The organism is Psychrobacter cibarius (assembly GCF_904845955.1).
GTDB classification, from domain to species: Bacteria; Pseudomonadota; Gammaproteobacteria; order Pseudomonadales; family Moraxellaceae; genus Psychrobacter; species Psychrobacter cibarius_B.
Genome location: NZ_CAJGYX010000004.1, coordinates 28,512 through 52,130, shown reverse-complemented (window position 1 = coordinate 52,130; position 23,619 = coordinate 28,512). Strand labels below are relative to the sequence as shown.

The 23,619-nt window shown below is 43.5% G+C and carries 20 protein-coding genes; 16 read left to right on the top strand and 4 right to left on the bottom strand.

Going from position 1 to position 23,619, the window contains the following annotated elements; genetic code table 11:
- The first annotated feature begins 131 nt into the window (after positions 1–131).
- The 3 genes from JMV76_RS09115 to JMV76_RS09105 all read left to right on the top strand — a co-directional run bounded on the left by JMV76_RS09115 (position 132) and on the right by JMV76_RS09105 (position 2,575).
- Positions 132–773 (top strand): ribonuclease T2, encoded by a 642-nt coding sequence (locus JMV76_RS09115; RefSeq protein WP_201502461.1) that lies wholly within the window; start codon positions 132–134, stop codon positions 771–773.
- Positions 774–1,143: 370 nt separating this feature from the next.
- Positions 1,144–2,133, top strand: a complete 990-nt coding sequence (locus JMV76_RS09110) for a malate dehydrogenase (RefSeq protein ID WP_201502460.1) — start codon at positions 1,144–1,146, stop codon at positions 2,131–2,133.
- Between the two features lie 202 nt (positions 2,134–2,335).
- A complete protein-coding gene (locus JMV76_RS09105; protein WP_201502459.1) occupies positions 2,336–2,575 on the top strand; it encodes a DUF2789 domain-containing protein in 240 nt (79 codons plus the stop codon).
- A gap of 115 nt (positions 2,576–2,690) precedes the next feature.
- Here JMV76_RS09105 and ribF read toward each other — a convergent pair whose 3' ends face one another.
- Positions 2,691–3,731, bottom strand: a complete 1,041-nt coding sequence (ribF, locus tag JMV76_RS09100; protein ID WP_201502458.1) for a riboflavin biosynthesis protein RibF — start codon at positions 3,729–3,731, stop codon at positions 2,691–2,693.
- A gap of 263 nt (positions 3,732–3,994) precedes the next feature.
- Between ribF and JMV76_RS09095 the strand changes: the two genes are divergently transcribed.
- Positions 3,995–4,594, top strand: a complete 600-nt coding sequence (locus tag JMV76_RS09095; protein ID WP_201502457.1) for a GNAT family N-acetyltransferase — start codon at positions 3,995–3,997, stop codon at positions 4,592–4,594.
- A gap of 134 nt (positions 4,595–4,728) precedes the next feature.
- Here the strand turns inward: JMV76_RS09095 and JMV76_RS09090 are convergent, their stop codons facing one another.
- The 3 genes from JMV76_RS09090 to ampD form a co-directional block, all read right to left on the bottom strand.
- Positions 4,729–5,340, bottom strand: coding sequence for a hypothetical protein (locus tag JMV76_RS09090; RefSeq protein WP_201502456.1), 612 nt, complete (start codon positions 5,338–5,340; stop codon positions 4,729–4,731).
- Between the two features lie 111 nt (positions 5,341–5,451).
- Positions 5,452–7,002, bottom strand: coding sequence for a murein biosynthesis integral membrane protein MurJ (murJ, locus tag JMV76_RS09085; RefSeq protein ID WP_201502455.1), 1,551 nt, complete (start codon positions 7,000–7,002; stop codon positions 5,452–5,454).
- 187 nt (positions 7,003–7,189) lie between these two features.
- Entirely contained in the window at positions 7,190–7,777 is a 588-nt protein-coding gene (gene ampD / locus JMV76_RS09080) for a 1,6-anhydro-N-acetylmuramyl-L-alanine amidase AmpD (protein WP_201502454.1), read from the bottom strand.
- Positions 7,778–8,020: 243 nt separating this feature from the next.
- Between ampD and JMV76_RS09075 the strand changes: the two genes are divergently transcribed.
- From JMV76_RS09075 to lpxC, 12 genes are all read left to right on the top strand, one after another.
- Complete coding sequence (locus tag JMV76_RS09075) at positions 8,021–10,123, top strand: Lnb N-terminal periplasmic domain-containing protein (protein WP_201502453.1); 2,103 nt, start codon at positions 8,021–8,023, stop codon at positions 10,121–10,123.
- 83 nt (positions 10,124–10,206) lie between these two features.
- Positions 10,207–11,058, top strand: a complete 852-nt coding sequence (locus JMV76_RS09070; protein WP_201502452.1) for an NAD-dependent epimerase/dehydratase family protein — start codon at positions 10,207–10,209, stop codon at positions 11,056–11,058.
- A gap of 56 nt (positions 11,059–11,114) precedes the next feature.
- Entirely contained in the window at positions 11,115–12,113 is a 999-nt protein-coding gene (locus JMV76_RS09065; protein ID WP_201502451.1) for a hypothetical protein, read from the top strand.
- A gap of 61 nt (positions 12,114–12,174) precedes the next feature.
- Positions 12,175–12,897, top strand: a complete 723-nt coding sequence (gene pyrE / locus JMV76_RS09060) for an orotate phosphoribosyltransferase (RefSeq protein ID WP_372886432.1) — start codon at positions 12,175–12,177, stop codon at positions 12,895–12,897.
- A gap of 58 nt (positions 12,898–12,955) precedes the next feature.
- Positions 12,956–13,939: a glutathione synthase gene (gene gshB, locus JMV76_RS09055; protein WP_201502450.1), complete on the top strand. Its 984-nt coding sequence runs from the start codon at positions 12,956–12,958 to the stop codon at positions 13,937–13,939.
- Between the two features lie 338 nt (positions 13,940–14,277).
- The gene (gene murG / locus JMV76_RS09050; RefSeq protein WP_201502449.1) at positions 14,278–15,363 is read left to right on the top strand and encodes an undecaprenyldiphospho-muramoylpentapeptide beta-N-acetylglucosaminyltransferase; all 1,086 of its coding nucleotides are present in this window, start codon (positions 14,278–14,280) and stop codon (positions 15,361–15,363) included.
- 83 nt (positions 15,364–15,446) lie between these two features.
- Complete coding sequence (gene murC / locus JMV76_RS09045) at positions 15,447–16,886, top strand: UDP-N-acetylmuramate--L-alanine ligase (RefSeq protein ID WP_201502448.1); 1,440 nt, start codon at positions 15,447–15,449, stop codon at positions 16,884–16,886.
- Positions 16,887–16,912: 26 nt separating this feature from the next.
- Complete coding sequence (locus JMV76_RS09040; protein WP_201502447.1) at positions 16,913–17,920, top strand: D-alanine--D-alanine ligase; 1,008 nt, start codon at positions 16,913–16,915, stop codon at positions 17,918–17,920.
- A gap of 544 nt (positions 17,921–18,464) precedes the next feature.
- Entirely contained in the window at positions 18,465–19,259 is a 795-nt protein-coding gene (locus JMV76_RS09035) for a cell division protein FtsQ/DivIB (RefSeq protein ID WP_201502446.1), read from the top strand.
- Positions 19,260–19,422: 163 nt separating this feature from the next.
- On the top strand, positions 19,423–20,715 hold the full coding sequence (ftsA, locus tag JMV76_RS09030; protein ID WP_198329470.1) for a cell division protein FtsA: 1,293 nt from the start codon (positions 19,423–19,425) through the stop codon (positions 20,713–20,715).
- 235 nt (positions 20,716–20,950) lie between these two features.
- A complete protein-coding gene (gene ftsZ, locus JMV76_RS09025) occupies positions 20,951–22,156 on the top strand; it encodes a cell division protein FtsZ (protein WP_045454113.1) in 1,206 nt (401 codons plus the stop codon).
- 373 nt (positions 22,157–22,529) lie between these two features.
- Positions 22,530–23,447: a UDP-3-O-acyl-N-acetylglucosamine deacetylase gene (lpxC, locus tag JMV76_RS09020; RefSeq protein ID WP_055124715.1), complete on the top strand. Its 918-nt coding sequence runs from the start codon at positions 22,530–22,532 to the stop codon at positions 23,445–23,447.
- The last annotated feature ends 172 nt before the right edge of the window (positions 23,448–23,619 follow it).

Sequence of the window (23,619 nt, the reverse complement as noted above, 5' to 3'; positions counted from 1 at the left end):
TCAAAAAATATTTCAATCTGTCCCTGTTATCCAAAGTTAGGCATCAGTCATCTATTCAGCAGATGCAGGTGCGCTCGCCATCTAATCTAACGCCAGATTTAAACCAATCAAGCTCGATAACCAATACATCTATGGATAAACTAAATACGATGCTAAGTATCGGTGCATTAGTGATGTTGCAAGGCATTATGATGATGCCGGTACATGCCGCGAGCGCTGTTAAGAACGGACAGCGTGTGTTGATGATTGAGATGACGCCAGCATTGTGTAGCATACAGCCGACGCGTGCCCGTATGCGTCAATGCTTGGAAGGTTATTCGTTGACAGTATCAGGTTTAGATATGGGCTATGGTGAGCGCTGCGGACGTGGTAGTGAGCCACGGTTGACACCGTTACAGTTAAAAGTCGTCAACCGTATCATGCCTGATACGACAGTACGTAGCCAAGCTTGGCAGCGTTATGGGGCATGTAGTCCACTCAGTGCCAGTAGTTATTTTCGCCAGATTACCAATTACGCTGGCGCATTAAAGCTGCCTAATGAGCTTAATACAGGTAATAGCTATACGGTTTCTAAATCTCGATTTATAAGTCAAATGACTCAACTCAATAGCGGTATGTCCTCAAACAGTATTGATCTGATTTGCCAAGCGGGTAGTCGTCGTCAATCAACATTGACGGATATCCATATTTGTTATGAAGGGAGCGAATTTGGCACATGTCATAATGTTGTGAATAATTGTGGCAGTAAGTTTGTCATTTCGGGTGGAAAATAGTTTTTTAGCCCATTTAAATGTTTATTGTTTGAATTGAGGACACGCCCTAATAATATTCGCTTATCTTAAGTGTTATATCACTGTATGTAACGCTTCTCAATGCTGTTATCAGCTGCCTTTGATTGCTTTCTAGCGCTGTATCCATATAGGTTTACAGTAGGTATAAAAATCCTCCCGTATAAAATGTAACAATATAATCGGTGGTCGGCGTCTTATTGTCTCTAGACGATTTGCTGAACGAAGTGCTACACTAGCTCTCGGTTTATGACTGCTATATTCAGTAGGTAAGTCGCTATTTACAACGATAGTCATCAATTAGAACCATCAATCAGAATCATGAATTATCTAATCTATAATTAGGGAGTATTCAATGTCAATGAAACAGCCTTTACGTGTTGCCGTCACTGGTGCAGCTGGTAATATCAGCTATGCTATGTTATTTCGTATTGCATCTGGCGAGATGCTAGGTAAAGATCAGCCAGTTATTTTGCAATTGCTTGAAATCGCTCCAGCACTTGACGCCCTAAAGGGTGTGGTCATGGAATTAGAAGATTGTGCATTCCCTTTATTAGCAGGTGTTGTGCAGACTGATGATGCGACCGTTGCATTCAAAGATGTTGACTATGCTCTGCTAGTCGGTTCACGTCCTCGTGGTCCAGGTATGGAACGTAAAGATTTGCTAGAAGCCAACGCTGCGATTTTCTCAGCACAAGGTAAAGCGCTGAATGACGTTGCAAGCCGTGACGTAAAAGTATTGGTTGTCGGTAACCCTGCCAACACCAACGCCCTTATCGCTCAGCGTAATGCACCAGATCTTGATCCACGTAACTTCACTGCGATGACTCGTCTAGATCACAACCGTGCCATGGCACAGTTGGCTGGCAAAACTGACAGCACAGTAAATGACGTGAAAAAAATGATCATCTGGGGTAACCATTCATCAACGCAGTATCCTGATCTGACTGCTGCTACTGTCAACGGTAAGCCTGCGTTGGATTTGGTTGATCGCGAATGGTACGAAGCGACTTATATCCCAGAAGTACAACAACGTGGCGCTGCAATCATTAAAGCACGCGGTGCATCATCTGCCGCTTCTGCTGCCAACGCGGCCATTGCACACGTACGTACGTGGGCATTGGGTACTGATGAGAATGATTGGGTATCAATGGGCGTTTATTCAAACGGCGAATACGGTATCGCAAAAGGCTTGATCTACTCATTCCCATGCACATGTACTAACGGCGACTGGTCTATCGTAGATGGCGTTGATGTGTCATCAGATTTCTCTAAAGAGAAAATGGCAGCGACTGAGCAAGAGCTTAGCGAAGAGCGTGATGCGGTCGCTCATTTACTACCATAAGTTAGTGTTTTGCATTACTCGTTCTTAGTTAAAAAAGCCCTCTAATGTAGAGGGCTTTTTTGTGTCTTGTCTGCCTATCAAAATACAATTGATAACGTTAGATACACGTTGATTAACAGCTATTAAAATAAAGCTTGCTACAATAAATGTATCAATTTAGATAATAAACACAAAGACACTCGTACCATTTAAGGAGAGAAATATGTTGGGTGAACCAGAATACAATATGAATGAATTATTTGCACAGTTGGGACTTGATAGCTCAGATGCAGCGATTGATAGTTTTATTGAAAAGAATCAGTTGGATAAAGAAGAGAAGTTGATAGAAGCGAGCATTTGGACAGACAATCAACGTGCTTTTCTACAAGAAGAATGGGAAAAAGATGCGGAATGGGTAGAGGTCATCGATGACTTAAACGTACGTATGCATCCAGATGCTTAGAAAAAAGAACTATTAAAAAACGAATTATTAAATAAAAACCCACTAACGTTATAAACGCTGTGGGTTTTTTTATAAATTATAAATATCGACGCCTGCATTTAAGCTTACTAGCAATCTAACTGGACTGCTGCTCTCGCCACTCAATTAATGCTTTTACATCATTATGGATGCCTGTTTTTAATGCTTCTAAGCCATCATAATGTCGTTCACCATGTAAATAACGCAAAAATCGAACCTGTAAAGTCAATCCATATAAATCGGCATTTAATTCTGGGAAATGCACTTCCAAACGCCAATCATGTTGTTTATCGACAGAGGGTCTAGTGCCGATATTGGCTGTCCCAAAGAGGCTATTGGAACGTAATCCTGAGATACCTGATTTGCCATCTATAGCAAGTGCCGATAAGCCATCAGCAATCACTTGCCCATCCTCGTCGAGGCTGACGACATCAACAGCAAAGATACCATGCAGGGCAGGTTTTAAACGCTGTAGGTCAATATTCGCAGTAGGAAAGTCCATGGTGCGACCTATTTTATCGCCACCAACGACCATTCCTGTAATCGCATAATCGCGACCAAGTAGCGCATTAGCAGCGTCAATATCACCAGCCAATAGTAAGTCTCGAACGCGAGTAGAGCTGATACGTGCCGCTTTACCACTATCATCGATGACGGTATGTAGGTTGGTCACATCTAAGCCATAATTCCGTAAAAACTGACTGTCACCAGTACGGTCATGACCAAATTTGAAGTCATCACCTAACACCAACGCTTTGACATTTAAGCGCAGGGCTAAAAGATCGGCAAATGCTTGGGCGGATAGCGATCGAAACTCTGCATCAAATCCTGCCACAATCAAGGTCTCAACGCCATATTCTGCTAACAAAGCTTGTTTTTCAGCGAGATTGGTGAGGCGAGCAGGCGCGGTGGCTGGCGCAAAAAATTCACGAGGCTGTGGCTCAAATATCATGACAGCAGAACCAAGATTTTGTGCATGGGCAATATCACGGACTTGTTCAAGCATCGCTTGATGACCAAGATGGACACCATCGAAGTTACCGATAGTAAGCACACAGGGCGCTAAATCTACTGGGCTAGTATTTGCAGTCAAATTACTTGGTGAGGCAATCAGTTGCTCAAGAAAATAGGTGTTCATAAATTTTCAGCTATGATAGATAAAACCAGATAAAAAACACACCCGTACCAAAATCAATGTGTTTAAAATCAGCCATTATAAAGTAAAATGACCACACTAACATCCTATAGTCTACTGACAATAAAAGTATGGCGCTATCCGCTCTGTCATCTTAAAATACCGTGATGTTTGTCCACATACTTTTGTAATGACCCTCTGTATAGATGGATCATCTTGCAACAATTATCACTCATAGACTATTAATTAATAATTACGGAGACCTTATGTCCGTTGCTGCCTTGAATGCTGTATCAACTGTTTTATTAGAACACTATCTCACTGATGAGTTTGTCGTGCAGCGTGCAAGTAGAGATGACTTGTCAAAGATTTTGGCGATTTACAATCAAACTATTGCAGGTAAGCAAGCCACTGCCAATCTTACCCCAGTGAGTTGTGAAGAGCGTGCAGATTGGTTTGATGAGCATATAAACAGTCCGACGCGTCCTATTTATGTGGTAAAAGCGATGCATAAGACCACGCAGAATGCAGCGAAAACAGAGACAGCAGCAATCGTTGCATGGGGCAGCTTTAGCGATTTATATGCACGACCGGCTTATCATATCAGCACTGAGATTAGTATCTACTTGCATCAGGATTATCACGGTCAAGGATTGGGCAGCTTATTGACCTGCTGGATGTTGACACAAGCGCCAAGCCTAGGCATTCATAATGTGATCGCACTTATTTTTGCGCATAATCAGCCAAGCTTAGGATTGTTCCGTAAGCTTGGTTTTGAGCAATGGGGATATATGCCAAAAGTGTGTGATATGCAAGGCTTTATCGCTGATGTTGTGATGCTTGGCAAGCCAGTGTCGTCAGATTAATATTAAATTTTGATTGGTATCAAATAGAGATTGGTATCAAATAACATTATTGAAGATAAGATAGCTCAAGTTCGAGTGACTTAAGCTAAAATAACTTAAGCTAAAGTGATTTTAAATGAGGACAGAAAGGCGTCTTATCCTAGGATCTTCCATTGACCTTCTATCTTCTGCAGCTCATAAGTCAACGGTGCAGGCGCACTTTGTCCTTTTAGCATCAGCTCCCCAATGATGGTGGCACGGGTTTTATCATCGTTGTATTGAGTATCGGTGATAGTGACGCCATCGACGGTTTGCTGAAAGGCATACTGGGTTTTAGCCAGCTCTTCTTCGAAGTTTGCCATATCTACTTTATAATATTTAACGGCTTCCTTTACCTCGCCATAATACAAGCCATCTAATGCTCGTTTGACAGTATCTTCTGGTGTGCCAGCTTGGGTCGTATTGGTTACGAGGCTCTTTTTCTTGGTCGCAGAAGTGACTGGGTTGATATTATCACTATCAATCGCCGTTTCATCGTTACCACTGTCAGCCGCCTGCTCACTTTCCACAGCTAATGTTTGATTAGTAGTATCGTTTTCAGCATCAATGCTTTCATCAGAGCTGCCTTCAGCGATGGCTGCCGTATCTTCGGCACTATTAGCTGTCTTATCGTTATCGCTACAAGCACTTAAAAGCAGTCCAGTGCTAAGGACACCAGCGGTCAGTATGGTTGGTAAGCGTAGTAAGGTTACTCGTTTGGTTATCATTATTAGCCCTCAGATTTCATTTATTCGTTAATGGCTAATTATGGCAACTATCCGCATCATTCACTATCCATTCTCTTACTAAGCTTGTTTTGGTTTCGTAAGTGAAGCTGCTTAACCATGCTTTAGCTGGCGAGGACGGAAACCAGTGGCTAGTAATACCACGCCATAAACCAGTGCTCCCACGGCACACATAATGAGCAAAGCGGCGATACGTCGCCATTGAGCATCATCGCTAGGGAAATAAGGCAGCATGACATAAAGTACGCCAATCATAGCGCTAGTCGCAATCGCAAACTGGGTGAATAGTTTTTTCCAATGGCTGCCAAAGCGGAAAATATCACGTTTATGTAAGAAGTAATATAATAAGCCGGCGTTAACAAAGGCCGCGCCCGTGGTTGCTAAGGCCAAGCCGCCATGTAGTGGAATCTCTAAGAAATAAAATATACCGATGAAAATGACACTAAAAATCATGTTAGCAAAGACAGAAATGATACCGATTTTTACGGGTGTTCTGGTATCTTGACGGGCAAAAAAAGCAGGGGCAAAGATTTTAATAAGCATAAAGCCTAAAATACCACCAGCCATACTACGTAATGCGAGCGAACTCATCTGCGCATCGCGTAAGGTAAATTCACCGCGCAAAAACAGTGCTTGCATCAGTACATCGGCAAGTATAAACAACGCTGCTGATGCCGGAACACCGACTAAAATGATTAAGCGTGCCGCCCAATCGATGGTTTTTTTAAAACTAACATCGTCTTTTTGCGCCTCACTTTTTGATAAACTGGGCAAAATGACTGTACCGATTGCCACGCCAATCAGTCCTAACGGCAGCTCACTCATACGCTCTGCGGCATACAGCCAAGAGACCGAGCCGCCAATCATCAATGACGCAAAAATGGTATTGAGCAGCAGATTAATCTGAGTGACAGAGACGCCAAAGATTGCAGGCAGCATGAGTTTTAAAATACGGCGAACGCCTTCATGCTGAAAATCGATCTTGGGTGCGACCAGCAGCTTTTGTTGCCATAGCTGCGGTAGCTGTAGTAAGAATTGCAACAATCCTGCGATAGCGACCGCGTAGCCTAGCGCCATGATAGGAACATCGAACATAGGGGCAAAAATTAGCGCGCCACCAATCATACATAGGTTCAATAACACGGGTGCAAAAGCAGGCGCAGCAAAGCGTCCGTAGCTTTGTAAAATGCCACTGGCAAAGGCGGTCATAGAAATAAATAGCAAATAAGGAAAGGTCAGACGCAGTAATTCAGCGGTAATAGCAAACTTACCTGGTTGATCCGCAAAACCAGGCGCGAATAAAGTCACGACCCACGGTGCCATTAAAATAACAACCACAGTAAGCATCGACAAAATTAACAACAGAGCGCCTGAAGTACGACTGACTAAGATTTGTACCTGCTGCAAACTATATTTTTCTTTGTATTCGGACAGTACAGGGACAAAGGCTTGACTAAAGGCACCTTCTGCAAATAAACGCCGCAAAAAGTTTGGGATTTTGAAGGCGACTAAAAAGGCATCCATCAGACCACCAGCGCCAAAGACGCCTAACAATACGACATCGCGTACCAGACCTAAGATACGAGACAGCATGGTCATACTACTGACCACCATGGTTGAACGAAATAACCGACTTTTTGCCATGAGAACCTATTGTGCTAATTTGTTTAATGAAGGTTGTTTACTGATGGTTGTCTACTAAGTTGCTGCTATCAAAAAGCTGACGGATTATAGCATTTTCATAATCGAGATAAATGGATTGGATGTGGAATATGCTGTGTACAGTTAATAGAGCTTGTAACAGGACTGACAAAATAATTATCCATATGACTTAACCCTCAAGAATGTTGGCGACCATCTCACGCAATTTTGCCCATTCAAAATAATCACCAGGATCTGTTTTGCGACCAGGGGCAATATCGCTATGACCTGTCAGATGACGACGAGTTTTGGGATAGGCGGCATAAATGGCACAGACTATTTTTGCAAGTACCTCATATTGTTCGGCGGTGAAGGACACAAAATCAGACCCTTCAAGCTCAATACCGATGCTATAATCATTACATTCAGGGCGACCCAAGTAGCTAGAGCGTCCAGCATGCCACGCGCGCTCATTAAAATTGACAAACTGAGTCATCGTGCCATCACGCTCGATAAATAAGTGAGCCGAAACCTCCGCGCCTTTAATCGTTTGAAAATAGGGATGCGCCGCCCAGTCTAGCTGATTGGTAAATAATGCTTTAACGTAATGGATGCCGTCAGCATCAGATGCTCCGAACTCGTTCGGCGGTAGGCTGATATTATGAATAACAATAGTATCAATACTCATATCTCTTGGTCGCAGATTGCAGTTTGGTGATGCAAGGTATGTGGCTGCAGATAATCTGCCATCGTTAATCGTTATTGGTGTTATGGACATAATATTCTCTTTTATCATGATATTAATAAGTGGGTATTGACCGCTGGTTGCTAGCCATTTTTATCAATCAATAGCCATTCTGATAATAGCTACCTTGATAACAGCCACTTTGACTAAGATATTTCAATGATCTAGCTCGTATATGGTTTTTGAGATTATTTCAGTGGACGATCCAATCAGCATTATCAACCAGCCATCAATCACGCTATCGGCGTATGAACAATAACGTGCGAGGTTTACCCCATGTCTCTAAAGCCTAATTTTTTATCTTTAGATTGTACCCTAACTACTATGAGTCAACGAGCGCGTTTACCACTTGCTATTGCAGGATTGCTACTCTCTGCACAAACACAAGCTTTTTTACCAACCCCAGCATCATTAGTAACGACAGGGGCATTAGCGCCTACGCCTCAAGTTGTTGCAATCGTTAGTAATACGCCAAATAATGACGCTCCAGAAGATACCCAAGGGCTAGAAAAAAGTAACGCTGAGCAATTATTAGCCAAGTGGCGTGAACAAGCAGCAACACAAAATTTAGCCCAAGATACGACATGGCGACGTTTATTATATTTCTTTGATGATCAAAAGAATTTGATTGGTAAGAAAAAAGACACCAGCATGGTTGATGAGGCCGACTTTTTTTTAAGTGGGAATGGTCGGCAAGACTCGAATGCCGAGCTTGATGCGTTACTCGTCGCCCTCGCTAATGAGGTAGCGACAACGAATAATCGTACTGTAAAAAAAAATACTGCCAACAGTTCGGTATTATGCCGTTTTCCAGCGCGTGTACAATGGTTGACCGATATATTGAACATTGATAAAACGACGCTACAAGTTGACTGTCCGGAGTTGAATGAATGGATGCAGAAGATTGCTCCCGAGCAGCTATCTATCATGTTTGCCCAAGAGTATTTAGACAACCCTTTATCGGCCTTTGCTCATACGTTATTGCGTATCGACTCAAAAGCCAGTGTGGCTGATCCGAGCCAAATTCATCATGCGGTTGCGTTGAATTATACGGTTGGTGGTAATCCAAAAGACAATTTTGTGGTGTATGCCATCAAGTCAATGACTGGTCGCTATGATAATTTAATAGAAATCGATCCTTATCCGGCAAGGCTGGCCAAGTATCTGCAAGAAGACGAACGTGACGCATGGACGTATCAATTGGATTTGACTCCAGCGGAAGTGCAGCAGATTATGTTGCACGTTTGGGAAACCAAAGATTTAAAATTGCCGTATTACTTCACCACAGATAACTGTGCGTCTGAGATTTTACGCTTAATTGATGTGGTGCGTCCGCAGCAGCACTTATTGAGTCAGCTGCCTTATGCGGTTATTCCTTCAGATGTCGTGCAGTTGCTTGATGATGAAGGCTTACTTGCCAGCACCAACTATACCCCTGCTGATAGCACTTTACGCCAAGCGCAGTTAAACAAGGTTAAAGAGCAGCGCGAGCAATTCGGCTATCACAACAGCGCAAAACAGACGATTAATGAGGTTAAATCTGCCCAACTCAATACGGTTTCGAGCATGTCAGCTGATGGACAGACGTTATTGCAGCCTAATATAGCAGTATCAGATAACAATCCAATAGACAGACATCCGCTGCAACTGGCTCATATGGGACTAGGGCAGCGCGGTGATAATAACTATATCGATTTGGGCTTACGAGCGGGCTATCATGATATTCTCGATCGTCCCTCAGGATTCCCACAGTTTTTTGACTTAGAAGGCGCATCTGCGACTTTGCGCCTGTACGACACCGATAATGACAAAGCCAATCAGCCAAACAGTGTGGTTTTGCAAAATGTGACATTAATTCGTGGGCGCTCATTTAATCCGGTCAATTCTGCCAAAAAAGGTAAAACCTGGGGCGCAAGTATTGAGGCGACACGCGTGAACGACGGCTCCCAGCAAGATGGTAGCGATCATTTAGTCGGCAGTTTGGGTTATGAGACGGGTTGGTCGTGGGCATTTGGTACGCCTCGCACAGGTACAGGCGAGATGCCGCCGCAGCTATGCTATACCTTTTTGTCCGGCACAGCGCAAGCAGGACGCGGTATCAATAAAGGCTTTCGCGTTGGTGCTGGCGTGAATGCAGGCTGTCGTTATCAGATTAACAATCAGTTACGTGCGCAGGCTGAATTGCAACTGCCATATTGGTATCATGGCAGCAGCGATGAGTCTAATGTCCGTGGTCATTATTGGCAGCCGATATCGACATTAGGGCTGCAGTATGATATCGATAAAAAACAAGCGTTACGTATCAATGCCAACTACGAATGGCAAGATCGTGTTGATGCCAATGAAGACGTACAGCTGTCGTACAGGCGCTATTTTTAACATTTATTACTAAAAAGATGTATAGGTTATTAAAAAGATGTATAAGCAGTCATTAGAAATGGCGTTCGAATAAAGGATAAATGATGAGTACGCAAAATTTATTGATTATTGGTCAAGGTGATATTGGTTTGCCAGTCAGCAACCAGCTGGCACAGGACGGCTTGAATGTCACAGGTTTGGCTCGTGGTGAGCGCCATCAGTACTCTTTGGATGATCACGCTGAATTTATGCAAGCCGATGCATTGATTCTGACGGCTGAGCAGCTGCGAGATTTTACGGCGATAGCAATTATCGTTACCCCCGATGATTATTCGACCAGTGGCTATCATAATAGCTACTTAGCAATTAGCCAGCATTTGGCAACGCTTGCGGACAAACTCACCAACCTTTCACGCATTGTTTTTATTTCGTCAACGGGTGTTTATGGGCAAGATAATGGCGAATGGATTGATGACAATACCGCGCCTGTGACGCCAGAGCGTGAAGCCTCGCAAGTGATATTGCAAGCAGAACAAACACTCCAACAAGGCTTTGGTGATAAAGCCATTATCATTCGTCCAAGCGGTATTTATGGCCGCGCGCGTATCATGCGTCTGCGTAAAGCCCGCGAGCCACAAAAGGAAGCAGTGGCAGCCGCGCATTGGAGTAATCGGATTATGGATCGCGATTTGGTCGCTATCATCGCTAACGTACTGACTATCGATGCGCCCAAGCCCCTTTATATTGCTACTGATTATGCGCCAGTCACGACTTTTGAGTTGGGCGTTTGGTTAAGTCAGCAGATCAATGAAACGCCTCCTGCTCTTGACGATAAAAAAATAGCGGTTACGGGAAAACGCTTGCACAGTAATATTCCATTAGCTTGGTTGGCATATCCTGATTGGCAAGTCGGTTACCGTGATATTTTGCGTCATCAAGAACAATATCAAGAGTAATATTCCAGTTTGATTTAATTAGAATTGTTTTATATTTTATAGCCTATGGAGATTTCATGACCCAGCCTTCCACTTCTGACACTCATTTACCCAGTGCTGATATTACAGCAGTAGGCGGTACAATTTCAGAAGGCAATGCTGAGCAGTCGTCTATTTTGCCAGATAGTACCCAACCTGCGATTGTACATCCTAATTTTGACCCGAGTCGCTTGGCACTTGATCCTGCCAGACCCTTGAGCGATATTCCAGAACCTGCTAGGCGCTTAAATGGTCAATTGCAACGACTCTATGGTCGCTCTGCGCGTTTTTACCAGCCTAAAGAACACAGCTTGTCAAAATGGTCGCTGATTGCTTCAGAAGTACTGGGCGAGCATCTGTCATTACTGCGGGCAGCAGAGCTTGTCGAGTTTCCAGACAGTTTTTATCACAATCACAGCGCGCAACCATTATTATCATCATTAAATGGTATGACTTTGCTCGACATGGCCGATATTCAGCAGGCGCTTCGTGCTTATCCAAAACTGCATCGTTACGGTTTTATACTGAATGGCTCTTCTGTAAGCACCGATACGAGCGTTAGTAGTAATGCTGAAAACACACAGGCTTCTTTACGTGTATTGACCAAACGGTATAACCCAGATGAGTTGCTCAATAGTGTTTACGCCGAAGATTGGCAGGTGGTGTTGCAGCCGCAACAATTTGAGACAGGTGAGGGCAGTTTGGCTACTGACATTATGGCGTGTAGCGTTGCTGTTCATGCATTGAGGCAGTGCGAGACACGCAAAAGTATCAATCACCGCTATAGCGCCGCGCAAATCTGTCAGCACATACGCAGTTATCTGCTGAGTCAAATCATTTGTGAGCCATCGCAGCGTCATCCATACCGTCAAATACGCATTTTCACAGGACATGTTATTGTTGCCGCGTATCATTTAGGGTGGGAGATGCAAGTGAGTGGTGACGGTCAGTGTTATTTTAATCTCTCATCGCGCAGTGGCCTATTGACTCGTTATCCTAACATGCAGGATTACGACATCAATGGTTGGTCAAGCTGATCAATAGTGCGTACAATAACGCCAATTTTTTGCTCTTCTTTTTGTCAATAGGAACGCTTCCATGCTTAATGCCTCAATGCCTAATGCGCAACACCCTTCTTTCTCCTCACATCAATTTATCCAACTGGCTTTAGACAATCAAGTTCTCAAATTTGGCGAGTTTGTCCTCAAGTCTGGTCGCATCAGTCCGTATTTTTTTAATGCAGGCTTGCTGGCGTCGGGTGAGATGTTGTCGTTGCTCGCGTGTGGTTATGCTGATGCCTTGGCTGAGCAAATGGCTGCTAGTCATAACGGTACAGATGAGCAGGAGCTGGTGATATTTGGGGCAGCGTATAAAGGTATTCCTTTTGTGGCAGCAACCGCGCAAGCCTTATGGATTCATCATGGTATCAATGCTAAGTGGGGCTATAATCGTAAAGAAGCCAAAACTCATGGCGAAGGTGGCAACTTAGTAGGCGCTGACGTTAGTGGTAAAGCAGTCTGGGTACTAGATGATGTCATTACCGCTGGTACGGCGATGCGTGAAGTGGTTGAGATTTTAGAGCAAGCGGGCGCTAGCGTTGCTGGTATTATCGTTGCCCTTGACCGTAAAGAAAAAGGTCAGGCTGAGCATTCTGCCATTCAAGAGTTGGCGTCGACATTAGAGGTACCAGTGCGCGCGCTCGTCGATATCGATGATTTAATCAGTTATTTGGCAGATGACCATGGCGTACAAAGCGGTCAGCATAAAGATGCGACCCAACTTGCCAAGATGCAACATTATCGCGCGCAGTACGGCGTATAGTTGGGCACTGAGTTCGAAGCTGTTCTACATTAATAATATAACGTAAGTGAGCTTTATTATGAGCCAAGAAAATCAAAAAAAATCGTTAAACATACTCGTTATTATGGATCCTATCGAGCAAGTTAATTATAAAAAAGACACGACCCTTGCGATGATGTGGTCGGCACAAGACCGTGGGCACAGCCTTGGCTATTGTCAGATCCATGATTTGTGGTTGGATCGTGGGCAACTGATGGTTGATACGCAGTCAGTGACCGTCAAGCGTGATCCTAAAGATTTTTATACACTAGGGGATAAAGCGACAGCGCCAATCAGCAACTATGACGTGGTGTTGATGCGTAAAGATCCGCCGTTTGACATGCGTTTTATTTATGCCACTTATATGCTTGATTATGCCAAAGCTGCAGGTGTACTAGTGGTCAATGACCCACAAGCGATACGTGATTGTAATGAAAAGCTCTTTGCCACGTGGTTTAGCGATTATATGAGCCCAACGATTGTGACCAGTAAACAGGCGCATATTCGCAAGTTTATCGCTGAGCAGCAAGACGTCATTGTTAAGCCATTAGATGGTATGGGCGGTACGGGGATTTTCCGTTTGACTGCCGATAGTCCAAATATCGGTGTCACGCTTGAGGTTTTAACCGAGCTTGAAACCTTGCCGATTATGGCACAGCGTTATTTACCAGAGATTAAGGAAGGTGATAAGCGCGTGTTGATCGTTGATGGTGAAGTGGTCGATTATAGCTTGGCGCGTATTCCTACCAAAGGCGAGACCCGTGGTAATCTTGCGGCGGGTGGTAGCGGTGTTGCGATGCCGCTCACCGATGTCGAACGTCAAGTGGCAGAAGTCGTGGCACCTATTGTTAAAGAAAAAGGTCTCATGTTCGTCGGGCTCGATTTAATCGGCGGTCGTATTACCGAGATTAATGTCACCAGCCCAACGTGTGTACGTGAGATTGATGATCAATGCGGTACAGATATTGCGACCGATTTTATCATCGCCATTGAGAATAAAGTAGCAGTTTGCGCAACGCTGTAAGGATCGAGTGATTTATCACTAAGCTATGCGCACAATACTTAAAAAACAGTGTGCTAAGATAGATTGATAAACAGCATCTTTTCATAGCGCATGAAAAGGCGATAAAACGTCATTTATAAACGATGCTTTTATGATTTTTCGATAGTATTTATAAAAGCCAAGTCGTGATTGCTCGCGGCTTGGATTTTTGTTATTGACTGTGCATAAAGTGCTATATATCAGCCAACGATTTACACTATACTATGCGAGATTTTATAGGGTCATTATTGGCTGATGACTAAGATGATCATAGGATAATAAGTCCTTCATATAAATAAAGAAAAGATAGGCAGGCGTTCATGAAAGCACCGCATATATTAATGATGGCCGCGGGTACTGGCGGGCATGTGTTCCCAGCGCTGGCAGTGGCTGAGGAATTGACTCAGCGTGGTGCGGTTATTCATTGGCTAGGAACGCCAAATGGTATGGAAAATGGCTTGGTTGCACCGACTGGTTATCCTTTTCATGCGATTGAGATGCAGGGTTTACGCGGTAAAGGAATCGGGCGTTTATTGAAGTTGCCAGTGACTTTATTGTCAGCGACGATGGCAGTTATAAAGGTGATTCGTAGTAATCAAATTGACATAGTTGTCGGTTTCGGTGGTTATGTGACAGCGCCTGGCGGTATCGCTGCACGTCTGACCAATACGCCTCTGATTATCCATGAACAAAATGCCATTGCAGGCATGAGTAATCGCTACCTATCCAAGATTGCAACCAAGGTGCTGCAAGCATTTGAGGATACCTTTGCCAATAGTGTACAGGATGCTAAGCTTGAAACGGTTGGTAACCCAGTACGCAATGCCATCACTGGTGTCTCTGAACCGACGGTGCGTTATGATGTTAATGACAACTCGCCGCTCAAATTGTTGGTGGTGGGTGGCTCACTTGGTGCACAAGCCTTAAACGACACTGTGCCAAAAGCGCTGGCATTGCTCAACCAGCCTTTTGAAGTGCGTCATCAATGCGGGCGTAACAATGAGGCTGCCACACAAGCGGCTTACGATGAGCAAGATTTGAATATGCACAAATTTGTGGTCCAGCCTTTTATCGACGATATGGCCGCCGCTTATAATTGGGCAGATGTTATTGTTTGCCGAGCAGGCGCATTGACGGTTACGGAAATCCAGAATGTCGGTATTGCCGCAATTTTTGTACCGCTGCCGCATGCGGTAGATGACCATCAGACTGCTAATGCCCGCACTTTAACCTCACACGATGCGGCGATTTTGTTACCGCAGTCTGAGTTGACAGCACAGCGTTTGAGCAACGAGCTTGCTGCCCTTAATCGAGAGAAGTGCCTAGCGATGGCCAAAAAAGGCCATGCCCTTGCCAATCGAAGTGCGAGCAAGCAAGTTGCTGATATTATCTGGCAAATGCTGTAGCCTATATTCTTATAGCTGACTGTTTTTATTACCAATTATTTTGATACACTAAATTTTATTAGCCTTTGATAAAGAGAAGCCCTATGTCTAACCCTGCGAAAGCTCTACCTAAGCGTTTGATTGAAATACCAGAAATGCGCCGTATTCAGCATTTGCATTTTGTCGGTATTGGTGGCTCGGGGATGTGCGGTATCGCGGAGGTAATGAACAATCAAGGTTATCAAGTAAGTGGTTCTGATATTGCTGAGAGCTTAGTGACCAAACGTTTGGCACAGATTGGTATTGATATTGCGATCGGTCATGATTCGAAGAACATCGCCAATGCTGATGTCATCGTTGTATCGTCAGCGATTGATCGCAGCAACCCTGAAGTAAAAGCGGCATTAGAAGCACGTTTGCCAGTGGTACGCCGTGCCGATATGCTGGGCGAGTTGATGCGTTATCGTCACGGTATCGCTGTTGCTGGTGCTCACGGCAAAACCACCACGACCAGTTTGTTGACTACTATGATGGCAGAAGGGCAACTCGATCCTACCTACGTGATTGGCGGTAAGCTGAATGCATCTGGTAAAAATGCTGCACTGGGTAGCAGTCGTTTCTTGGTGGCAGAAGCCGATGAGTCTGATGCGTCGTTTTTATCGTTACATCCGATGGCCGCGATTGTCACCAATATCGATCAAGACCATATGGAAACGTATGAGAATAGCTTTGATAAATTAAAAGCCGCTTATATTCAGTTTTTACAAAACATGCCGTTTTATGGCTTAGCCGTGGTGTGCGGTGATGATCCAGAATTGTATGCCATGATTGATGATATTGGTCGTCCCGTACTGACCTTTGGTCTTGAGCCTTTTAATGATGTGCAAGGTGTTGATTTGGTGACGGAAGGCACGAAAACTCACTTCACGGTACTGCGCCGTGACCGTGAACCTTTACGTTTGACCCTCAACATTCCTGGTACTCACAACGTTTACAATGCGCTTGCCGCTATCACCATGGCGACCGATGAAGGGGTGGATGACGAAGCGATCAAACGCGCTCTGCAAAAATTTGAAGGCGTTGGTCGCCGTTTTGAGCAGCATGCCTCTGTCAATCTTGATGATGGTAATGTTTTATTGATTGACGATTATGGTCATCACCCAAAAGAAGTCGATGCCACCATTAAAGCGGCGCGTCAAAGTTTCCCTGAACGTCGTTTGGTAATGATGTTTCAGCCGCACCGTTATAGTCGTACCCGAGATTGCTTCGATGATTTTGTTGAAGTACTCTCCAGCGTTGACGAATTATTATTATTAGACGTATATTCAGCAGGTGAAAGCCCAATTACTGGCGCTGATACCAAGTCATTGGCACGTAGTATTCGGTTGCGCGGTGAAGTTGAACCGACGATTATTGACAAGGACAATTTAGCTCCTGTCATGCAGCGTTTATTAAAAGCCAATGACATGCTCATTACTCAAGGTGCAGGTAATGTAGGGCAGATCGCTGTCGACTTGGCTGCCAATAACCTTTACATTAAGTAAGCTAAAAAATTCTAGGAACGATCTTCATGACGACTGATACTAAAGAAAATACCAGCACTCAAAATTCAGATAATTTAGAGAGCAATGATGCCACTCTAAACACGACGACCAGTGATGCAAAAGATGCCAGACAGTTTGGTAAAGTGGCGGTTGTCTATGGTGGTAGTAGCAATGAACGCAGCGTGTCGTTAGACAGTGGCGCTGCCGTATTGCAGGCGCTACAAAACCAAGGCGTTGACGCCACTCATTTCGATCCTAAGCATCAAGACATCACAGAGTTACGCGAGTATGACCGTGTGTTTAACGTGTTGCATGGTCGCGGCGGCGAAGATGGTTTGTTGCAAGGTGCGCTGCAATGGTTTGATATTCCGCAGACGGGTTCAGGCATTCTGGCATCAGCGCTGGGTATGGATAAGGTTCGTACCAAGCAATTGTGGCAGGGTTGTGGGTTAGCAACCGCGCCATTTTCATTGTTAACAGCTGAGACTGACTGGCAGCAAGTGGTCAACATGCTAGGTCTACCACTTATTATCAAGCCCGTTCATGAAGGCTCCAGTATTGGTATGACTAAGGTCAACAATCTGGACGAGTTGCCAGCGGCTTATGCAACGGCAGTACAGTGCGGTGACGCGGTCATGGCTGAGCGCTGGATTACCGGTCGCGAGTTCACAATCGTCATTATCGACGATGAAGCCTATCCAGTCATTCGTCTTGAACCTGCTGATATTACCAACTTCTACGATTTTGAAGCCAAGTACAATCGTAATGATACCAGCTACTACATTCCCTGTGGTCTGAGCGCTGCTGACGAAAAGCATTTACAAGATCTGAGCCTTTCAGCGTTCCGTGCCGTTGATGCTAAAGGCTGGGGACGCATCGATGCTATGCAAGATGAAGCAGGTCACTTCTGGTTGCTTGAAATCAATACAGTGCCAGGCATGACCAGCCATAGCTTGGTTCCGATGGCAGCCAAGGCTCGAGGCATGGACTTTGATGCATTGTGCTGGCATATTTTAGCGCAGACATTAGAGTGACTGGTATAGCAGTTATTGCTTAAACAGTGATTTAGCAATGCTACTTTTTAACATTGCTCATTTTTTAGCATTGTTCATAATGCTATTGATATTTATTGAGACAGTTGTCATTGATAGGCTGTCTTAATAAACCAGTGATAAAACTTATGAATGATTAGATTTGAATTTTTCTTATAGCCTGAGAATACTACTAGACGAGAACGGGTTAATGTATCACTAGAGCTGCTATACCACAGCGTCATGTAAACTTGTGTAAATTCGTTGTCACTAGTAGGGGTTAAGCTATTGTTTAACCATAAAATACGTTAATATTGTAATTATAGGTCTGTTTTAGTGATATTTCTGTTTTCTATGAATTTAGCCCATAAGTTATTCATAAACTAAGAAAAATGTTACGTTTAAATGAGCATAATGTCATCCTATAAATCGTTTTAGTAAAATATTTTGATAATATGTCAACTTAATAGGCTTCTGCAAAAATATGCAGAGTTACATTTATAAATAGCATGATCAGTTTTATGCAAATATAGGGACAAAGGTCGTTATGGCTCAAACTGTCAACGAGGTAACTGACTTGATGAGTGATAAAACCCGTCGCCCAAACTCTAAGTTCCAAGTACCGACTTCGCTCAAATATTTTTTTATGGTATTGGTACTAGGGTTGCTCGTACTGATATTGATAATGGGTGGAAAATCGTTGCGTGATGCACCGCCAGCTTCTATCCATGTGAATAATCAGGGTTTAACAGTTACCCAGTATCGCGCATTGCAACAGGTTATGAATCAACAAAAGGTAAGCAGCTTTTTTACCTCTGATTTGCAAGCGTTAAGAGATATTACGACGGGTCTGGCTTGGGTTGATCAGGTCAGCATTTCTCGTGATTGGCAACGGGGCATAGTCGTTACCGCATTACCTAAGCAGGCGGTTGCTAATTTTGGTACAGAGCGTTTGGTGGATGCAAAAGGTACGGTTTTTGTCCCTGCTGATAGTAAAGATCTGACGCAAGAACGCTTCGCCACCTTACAAGGTGAGATAACGCAAGCCCCAGTTATCATGCAGCAGATGCAGCAAGTTAACGACTGGTATGCGCCACTTGGTATGCAAGTCGAAGATATTATCCTGTCACCAAGAATGACTTGGCTGATTCGTTTTGACAATGGACTGCGTGTGATTGTTGATAACGAGAATACTGCGCAAAAGCTGCTGAGTTTAAGTCAGCTGCTCGGCAATCAGTTAAGTGAGCGTCGAGGCGAAATACAGTCTGTAGATTTGCGCTATAAAAATGGTTTTACCATTGCTTGGGATATGGCACAGCCAAGAATCGATGAAGCAGAATAACAATAGATAGCATAAGCAAAAACTGGTTAGCATTTTAGTTTGAGCTATTTTGGTAGTTTGTAGCACAGAATATACAACATCATAGCGTGTTGATAACGCTTTTTTTAATGATCTAATGGAGACGTCATTTGGTCTCCTGTTTAGCGATAATTTGTCTGGTACCATGAAAAATACTGAAAATCTGGTTGTTGTCCATCTAAGTGCCACGGCAGTCTATGTCGTCATTGGTAACGTTGTCTCTGCAAAAGACATCCGTATTTTGGGCGTGGGACAAGTCAAAAATAGCGATTTTTACCAAGGTCAAATAAAACACCGTGAACGTCTACAAGGTGCTATTAAGCAAGCCATTCAAGAAGCAGAAGATACTGCCAATTGCCGCGTGCATAGTGTGTGGTTGACCTTAGCGACACCGGAGTTATCGAGCAAAAATAGTGCAGGCGAGGTACGTGTAGAAGATGAGGCGGTACGTGCCAAAGATATGGTGCAGGCGTTGTCTAATGCCAAGTCACGCGATCTGTCATCAGACTACTATCTAATGCATTGCTGTCAGCAGGGTATCTATGTTGATGATCAAGATTTCATGGTGGATGATGCGATCGAAATGATGGCGCATAATATTACTGTGATGTATCACATGATGATGATGCCCGTTGCTAGTCGTCAGAATATCCAAAAATTACTGCAAAGCTGTGATGTTGGTATTGACCACATTGTATTTGATGCAGTGACGAGTGCTGAATATAGTTTGATGAGTGACGAGCGCCAGCAAGGGGTCTGTTTGGTAGATATTGGTGCTAGTACGACCAGTATTTGCGTTTATAAAGAAAACAAGCTCATATTTACCCATTGTATCGCGACAGGCAGCCACGAAGTGACGATGGATATCTCAGCTGATTTTGGTATCTCCATGATTGAAGCTGAAAAGCTGAAAAAAACCCATGGTACTGTCGATGTCAATAGTGTCGATCCCAGCTCGTTCTTTATCTTTAAACCACAAGGAACAGGTGACGAGATTAATATTGGTATCTATAATCTAGCCCGCATTATTGAAGCGCGCTATGTGCAGATATTTACGGAAGTTGCTCGTCAATTGCATGAGGCTGATCTCATCGGCTATATCGACAAAGGTATCGTACTCACAGGTGGCGGTACGGCGATTAAAGGTATGATACCCTTTACCAAAAAATTGCTCAAAATGCCCGTAGTATTAACCAACACTCATCCTGCTATTAGTGCTCATAATCATTTTGATAATGATGAGTCATTTAAGCAGCTAAACAGTCAAGTGAATGATCGTGCTTATCAAACGGCATTTGGTACACTATTATATAGTCAAAGCGAGCAGTTTCGCCGTAGTGAAAAAAGCGAGCCTGAAGCGATTCAAAAAAATCGAGTCACTGGTGTTTTTCAAAGTGCAGGGCAGCGTTTTGCTAGTGTACTCAAAAAGATATTATAATCTGTTAGCAAAACATACTTATATTAAGCAGCATATGAGTATGCAGCTATATAATAGGCAAGAATACGAAAAGTAACACCCTGTACTATACTGGCATATTTTGGCTAGCACAATTATCTAAGCCATTGCCCTGTTTTATTTAAATACAATTATATATAGTAAGTCGATAGCGCGCCATATAAGTGTGTTACCAAGTATCGACCATCACGCTATCTGCAACTGGAGAAACCTTTTTATGTCAAAATACACCATGCCAGATGATAACCAGCCTCAAAATAACGGCCAAGCAAGCTTCACTGTATTCGGTGTTGGTGGTGGTGGCGGTAATGCGGTTGAACATATGGTACAACAAGGGATTAGAGGTGTAACGTTCGTCTGTGCTAATACGGATAAACAAGCGCTTGATCGTTTAACTGCACCGCATAAATTGCAACTTGGCGCAAAAACGAATCGCGGTTTGGGCGCAGGGGCGAACCCAGAAGTTGGGCGTGAAGCAGCAGAGAGCGAAGAAGAAGCCATCCGTGCATTACTCGAACATTCAGACATGGTGTTCATTACTGCTGGTATGGGCGGTGGTACGGGTACGGGTGCAGCGCCTGTGGTTGCTCGTATTGCTAAAGAAATGGAAGTGTTGACAGTTGCCGTCGTCACTACGCCATTTAAGTTTGAAGGTGGCAAACGTATCAAGGCTGCTAAAGCTGGTATTGAGCAATTGACTAATTTCGTTGATTCTATCATTACGATTCCGAATGATAAGTTGATGAGTGTCTACGGCAATATCTCTATGCAAGATGCCTTCAAAAAAGCGGATGATGTGTTATTACATGCGGTTCAAGGTATTGCTGAAACTATCGCTAGTGAAGGTATGATCAATATCGACTTTAACGATATCCGCACTGCTATGACTGCCAAAGGTCATGCGATGATGGGTATTGGCCGTGCTAGCGGCGATGATCGTGCGCGTCAAGCAACTGAGAAAGCCATCAGATCACCCTTACTTGATGACTTGCGTTTAGAAAATGCAAAAGGTCTGTTGGTTAACGTGATTTCTTCTGAATCACTCTCATTAGATGAGATGAGCAAAATCAGTGTTATTGTCGAAGAAATTACAGATATTGACGATGCACATATTTTCTATGGTTCAGTGATTGATGAAAAAATGGGTGATGACTTACATGTCACTGTTATTGCAACGGGTCTGACTTTAGATGAAAACGCTGGACAAGAGCCAGAAGTAGTCGAGGCACCAGTTCCTTCTGTCAATAGCACTCAGCCTGTTGACCCTAACGTGCATACCAGTGCTTTAAACAGCCAGAAGCAATCGCAAGCTCAGATGTATCAAGAAACGGCTAGTGCTACTCGCTCAAGCGCGCCTCAAGAGCAGGCGAAAACCAAAACCAATAGCATTCAAGACTATCTAAAACGTCAACAAAATAAATAATATTTTCAGATTTTTAGATCCAAAACAAGCCAGTACTAAGTTGCTGGCTTTTTTGTGCCTATAGAAAATGTCCATATATTAGCAAACTGATTCAGCTATGAGCGCGCTCTATTTATAAGAGTCGCCTCTCGATGCGAAAATAATCATTAATAAATAGGCGTATAAAACAATTTATGATTGTAACATTTGGCTGTTATTTCCCTGTTTTAACAGAGGCAATGTGATCAATAAGACATGAGAACCATCAAAATTTATTGACGATAAGTGTTATCAATCAAGGAGATAAGGAAATTAGCGAGTTTTAACTATGGCGAACTAGGGGCGGGTAATGATACACTATGGCAATTGTAACAAAATATGTGAGAAGACAGCCATGAACCAAAGAACCATAAAAACTGCGATTGCTGTTACAGGTATTGGTCTCCATAGTGGTCAGCCTGTTGACTTAGAGTTTCATCCGCAACCTATTGATACGGGTATTGTTTTCGAGCGTTCTGATATCGAAGGCAGCCAGCCGATTCCAGCCAGTGCTTTTTTGGTGCAAGACACTATGATGTCGTCAAACCTAGTGTTTGGTGGCACACGTGTGGGGACGGTCGAGCATTTGCTTAGTGCCATTGCAGGACTTGGCGTGGATAACCTTTTAATCCGTGTATCGGCCTCAGAGATACCGATTATGGATGGTAGTGCCGCTCCTTTTGTAGCGTTGCTGCTTGACGCAGGATTCTGCGAGCAAGACGCTTTAAAGAAGTTTATAAAAATCGTCAGACCTGTAAGAGTAAAAGTGGATGATAAATGGGCAGAACTGCGTCCTTATGAAGGGTTTGAGCTGAATTTTGAGATTGATTTTGATCATCCTGCTATCGACAAAGATTTTCAGCATGCACAGTTGCAGTTTTCGACGCAAAACTTCATTGAGCAATTGAGTTCAGCCCGTACTTTTGGGTTTTTACGAGACATAGAAGCCTTACGTCAGAATAATTTGGCGTTAGGAGGCAGTATGGATAATGCTATCGTTATTGATGAGGCAAATATTCTTAACGAAGAAGGCTTGCGTTTTAATGATGAGTTCGTTCGCCATAAAATTTTGGATGCTTTAGGTGATTTATATCTGATTGGCTATCCGATTTTGGGTCGCTTTAATGCTTATAAATCTGGTCACGCGTTAAACAATTTATTGGTACGTGAGATACTATCTGACCATAATAATTTTGAAATTGTAACTTTTGATGACAATGTAACGTGCCCAATTCAGTATTTACCCCTCGAAGGTTTGACTGTTGAAGGATGAATACAGGAATATACACGAAGTATCGAAACATTTACGCAATATTACATAATCCGGCAGTAATTACATTCTAATAATATTCGTTTTTTTGAATGTATTGTTTAGATTATTTTAACAATTCTGCTCTAGAGTAGAGAATATCAAAGCTGTGGATAGTTTTTCAATCATCTGTTGG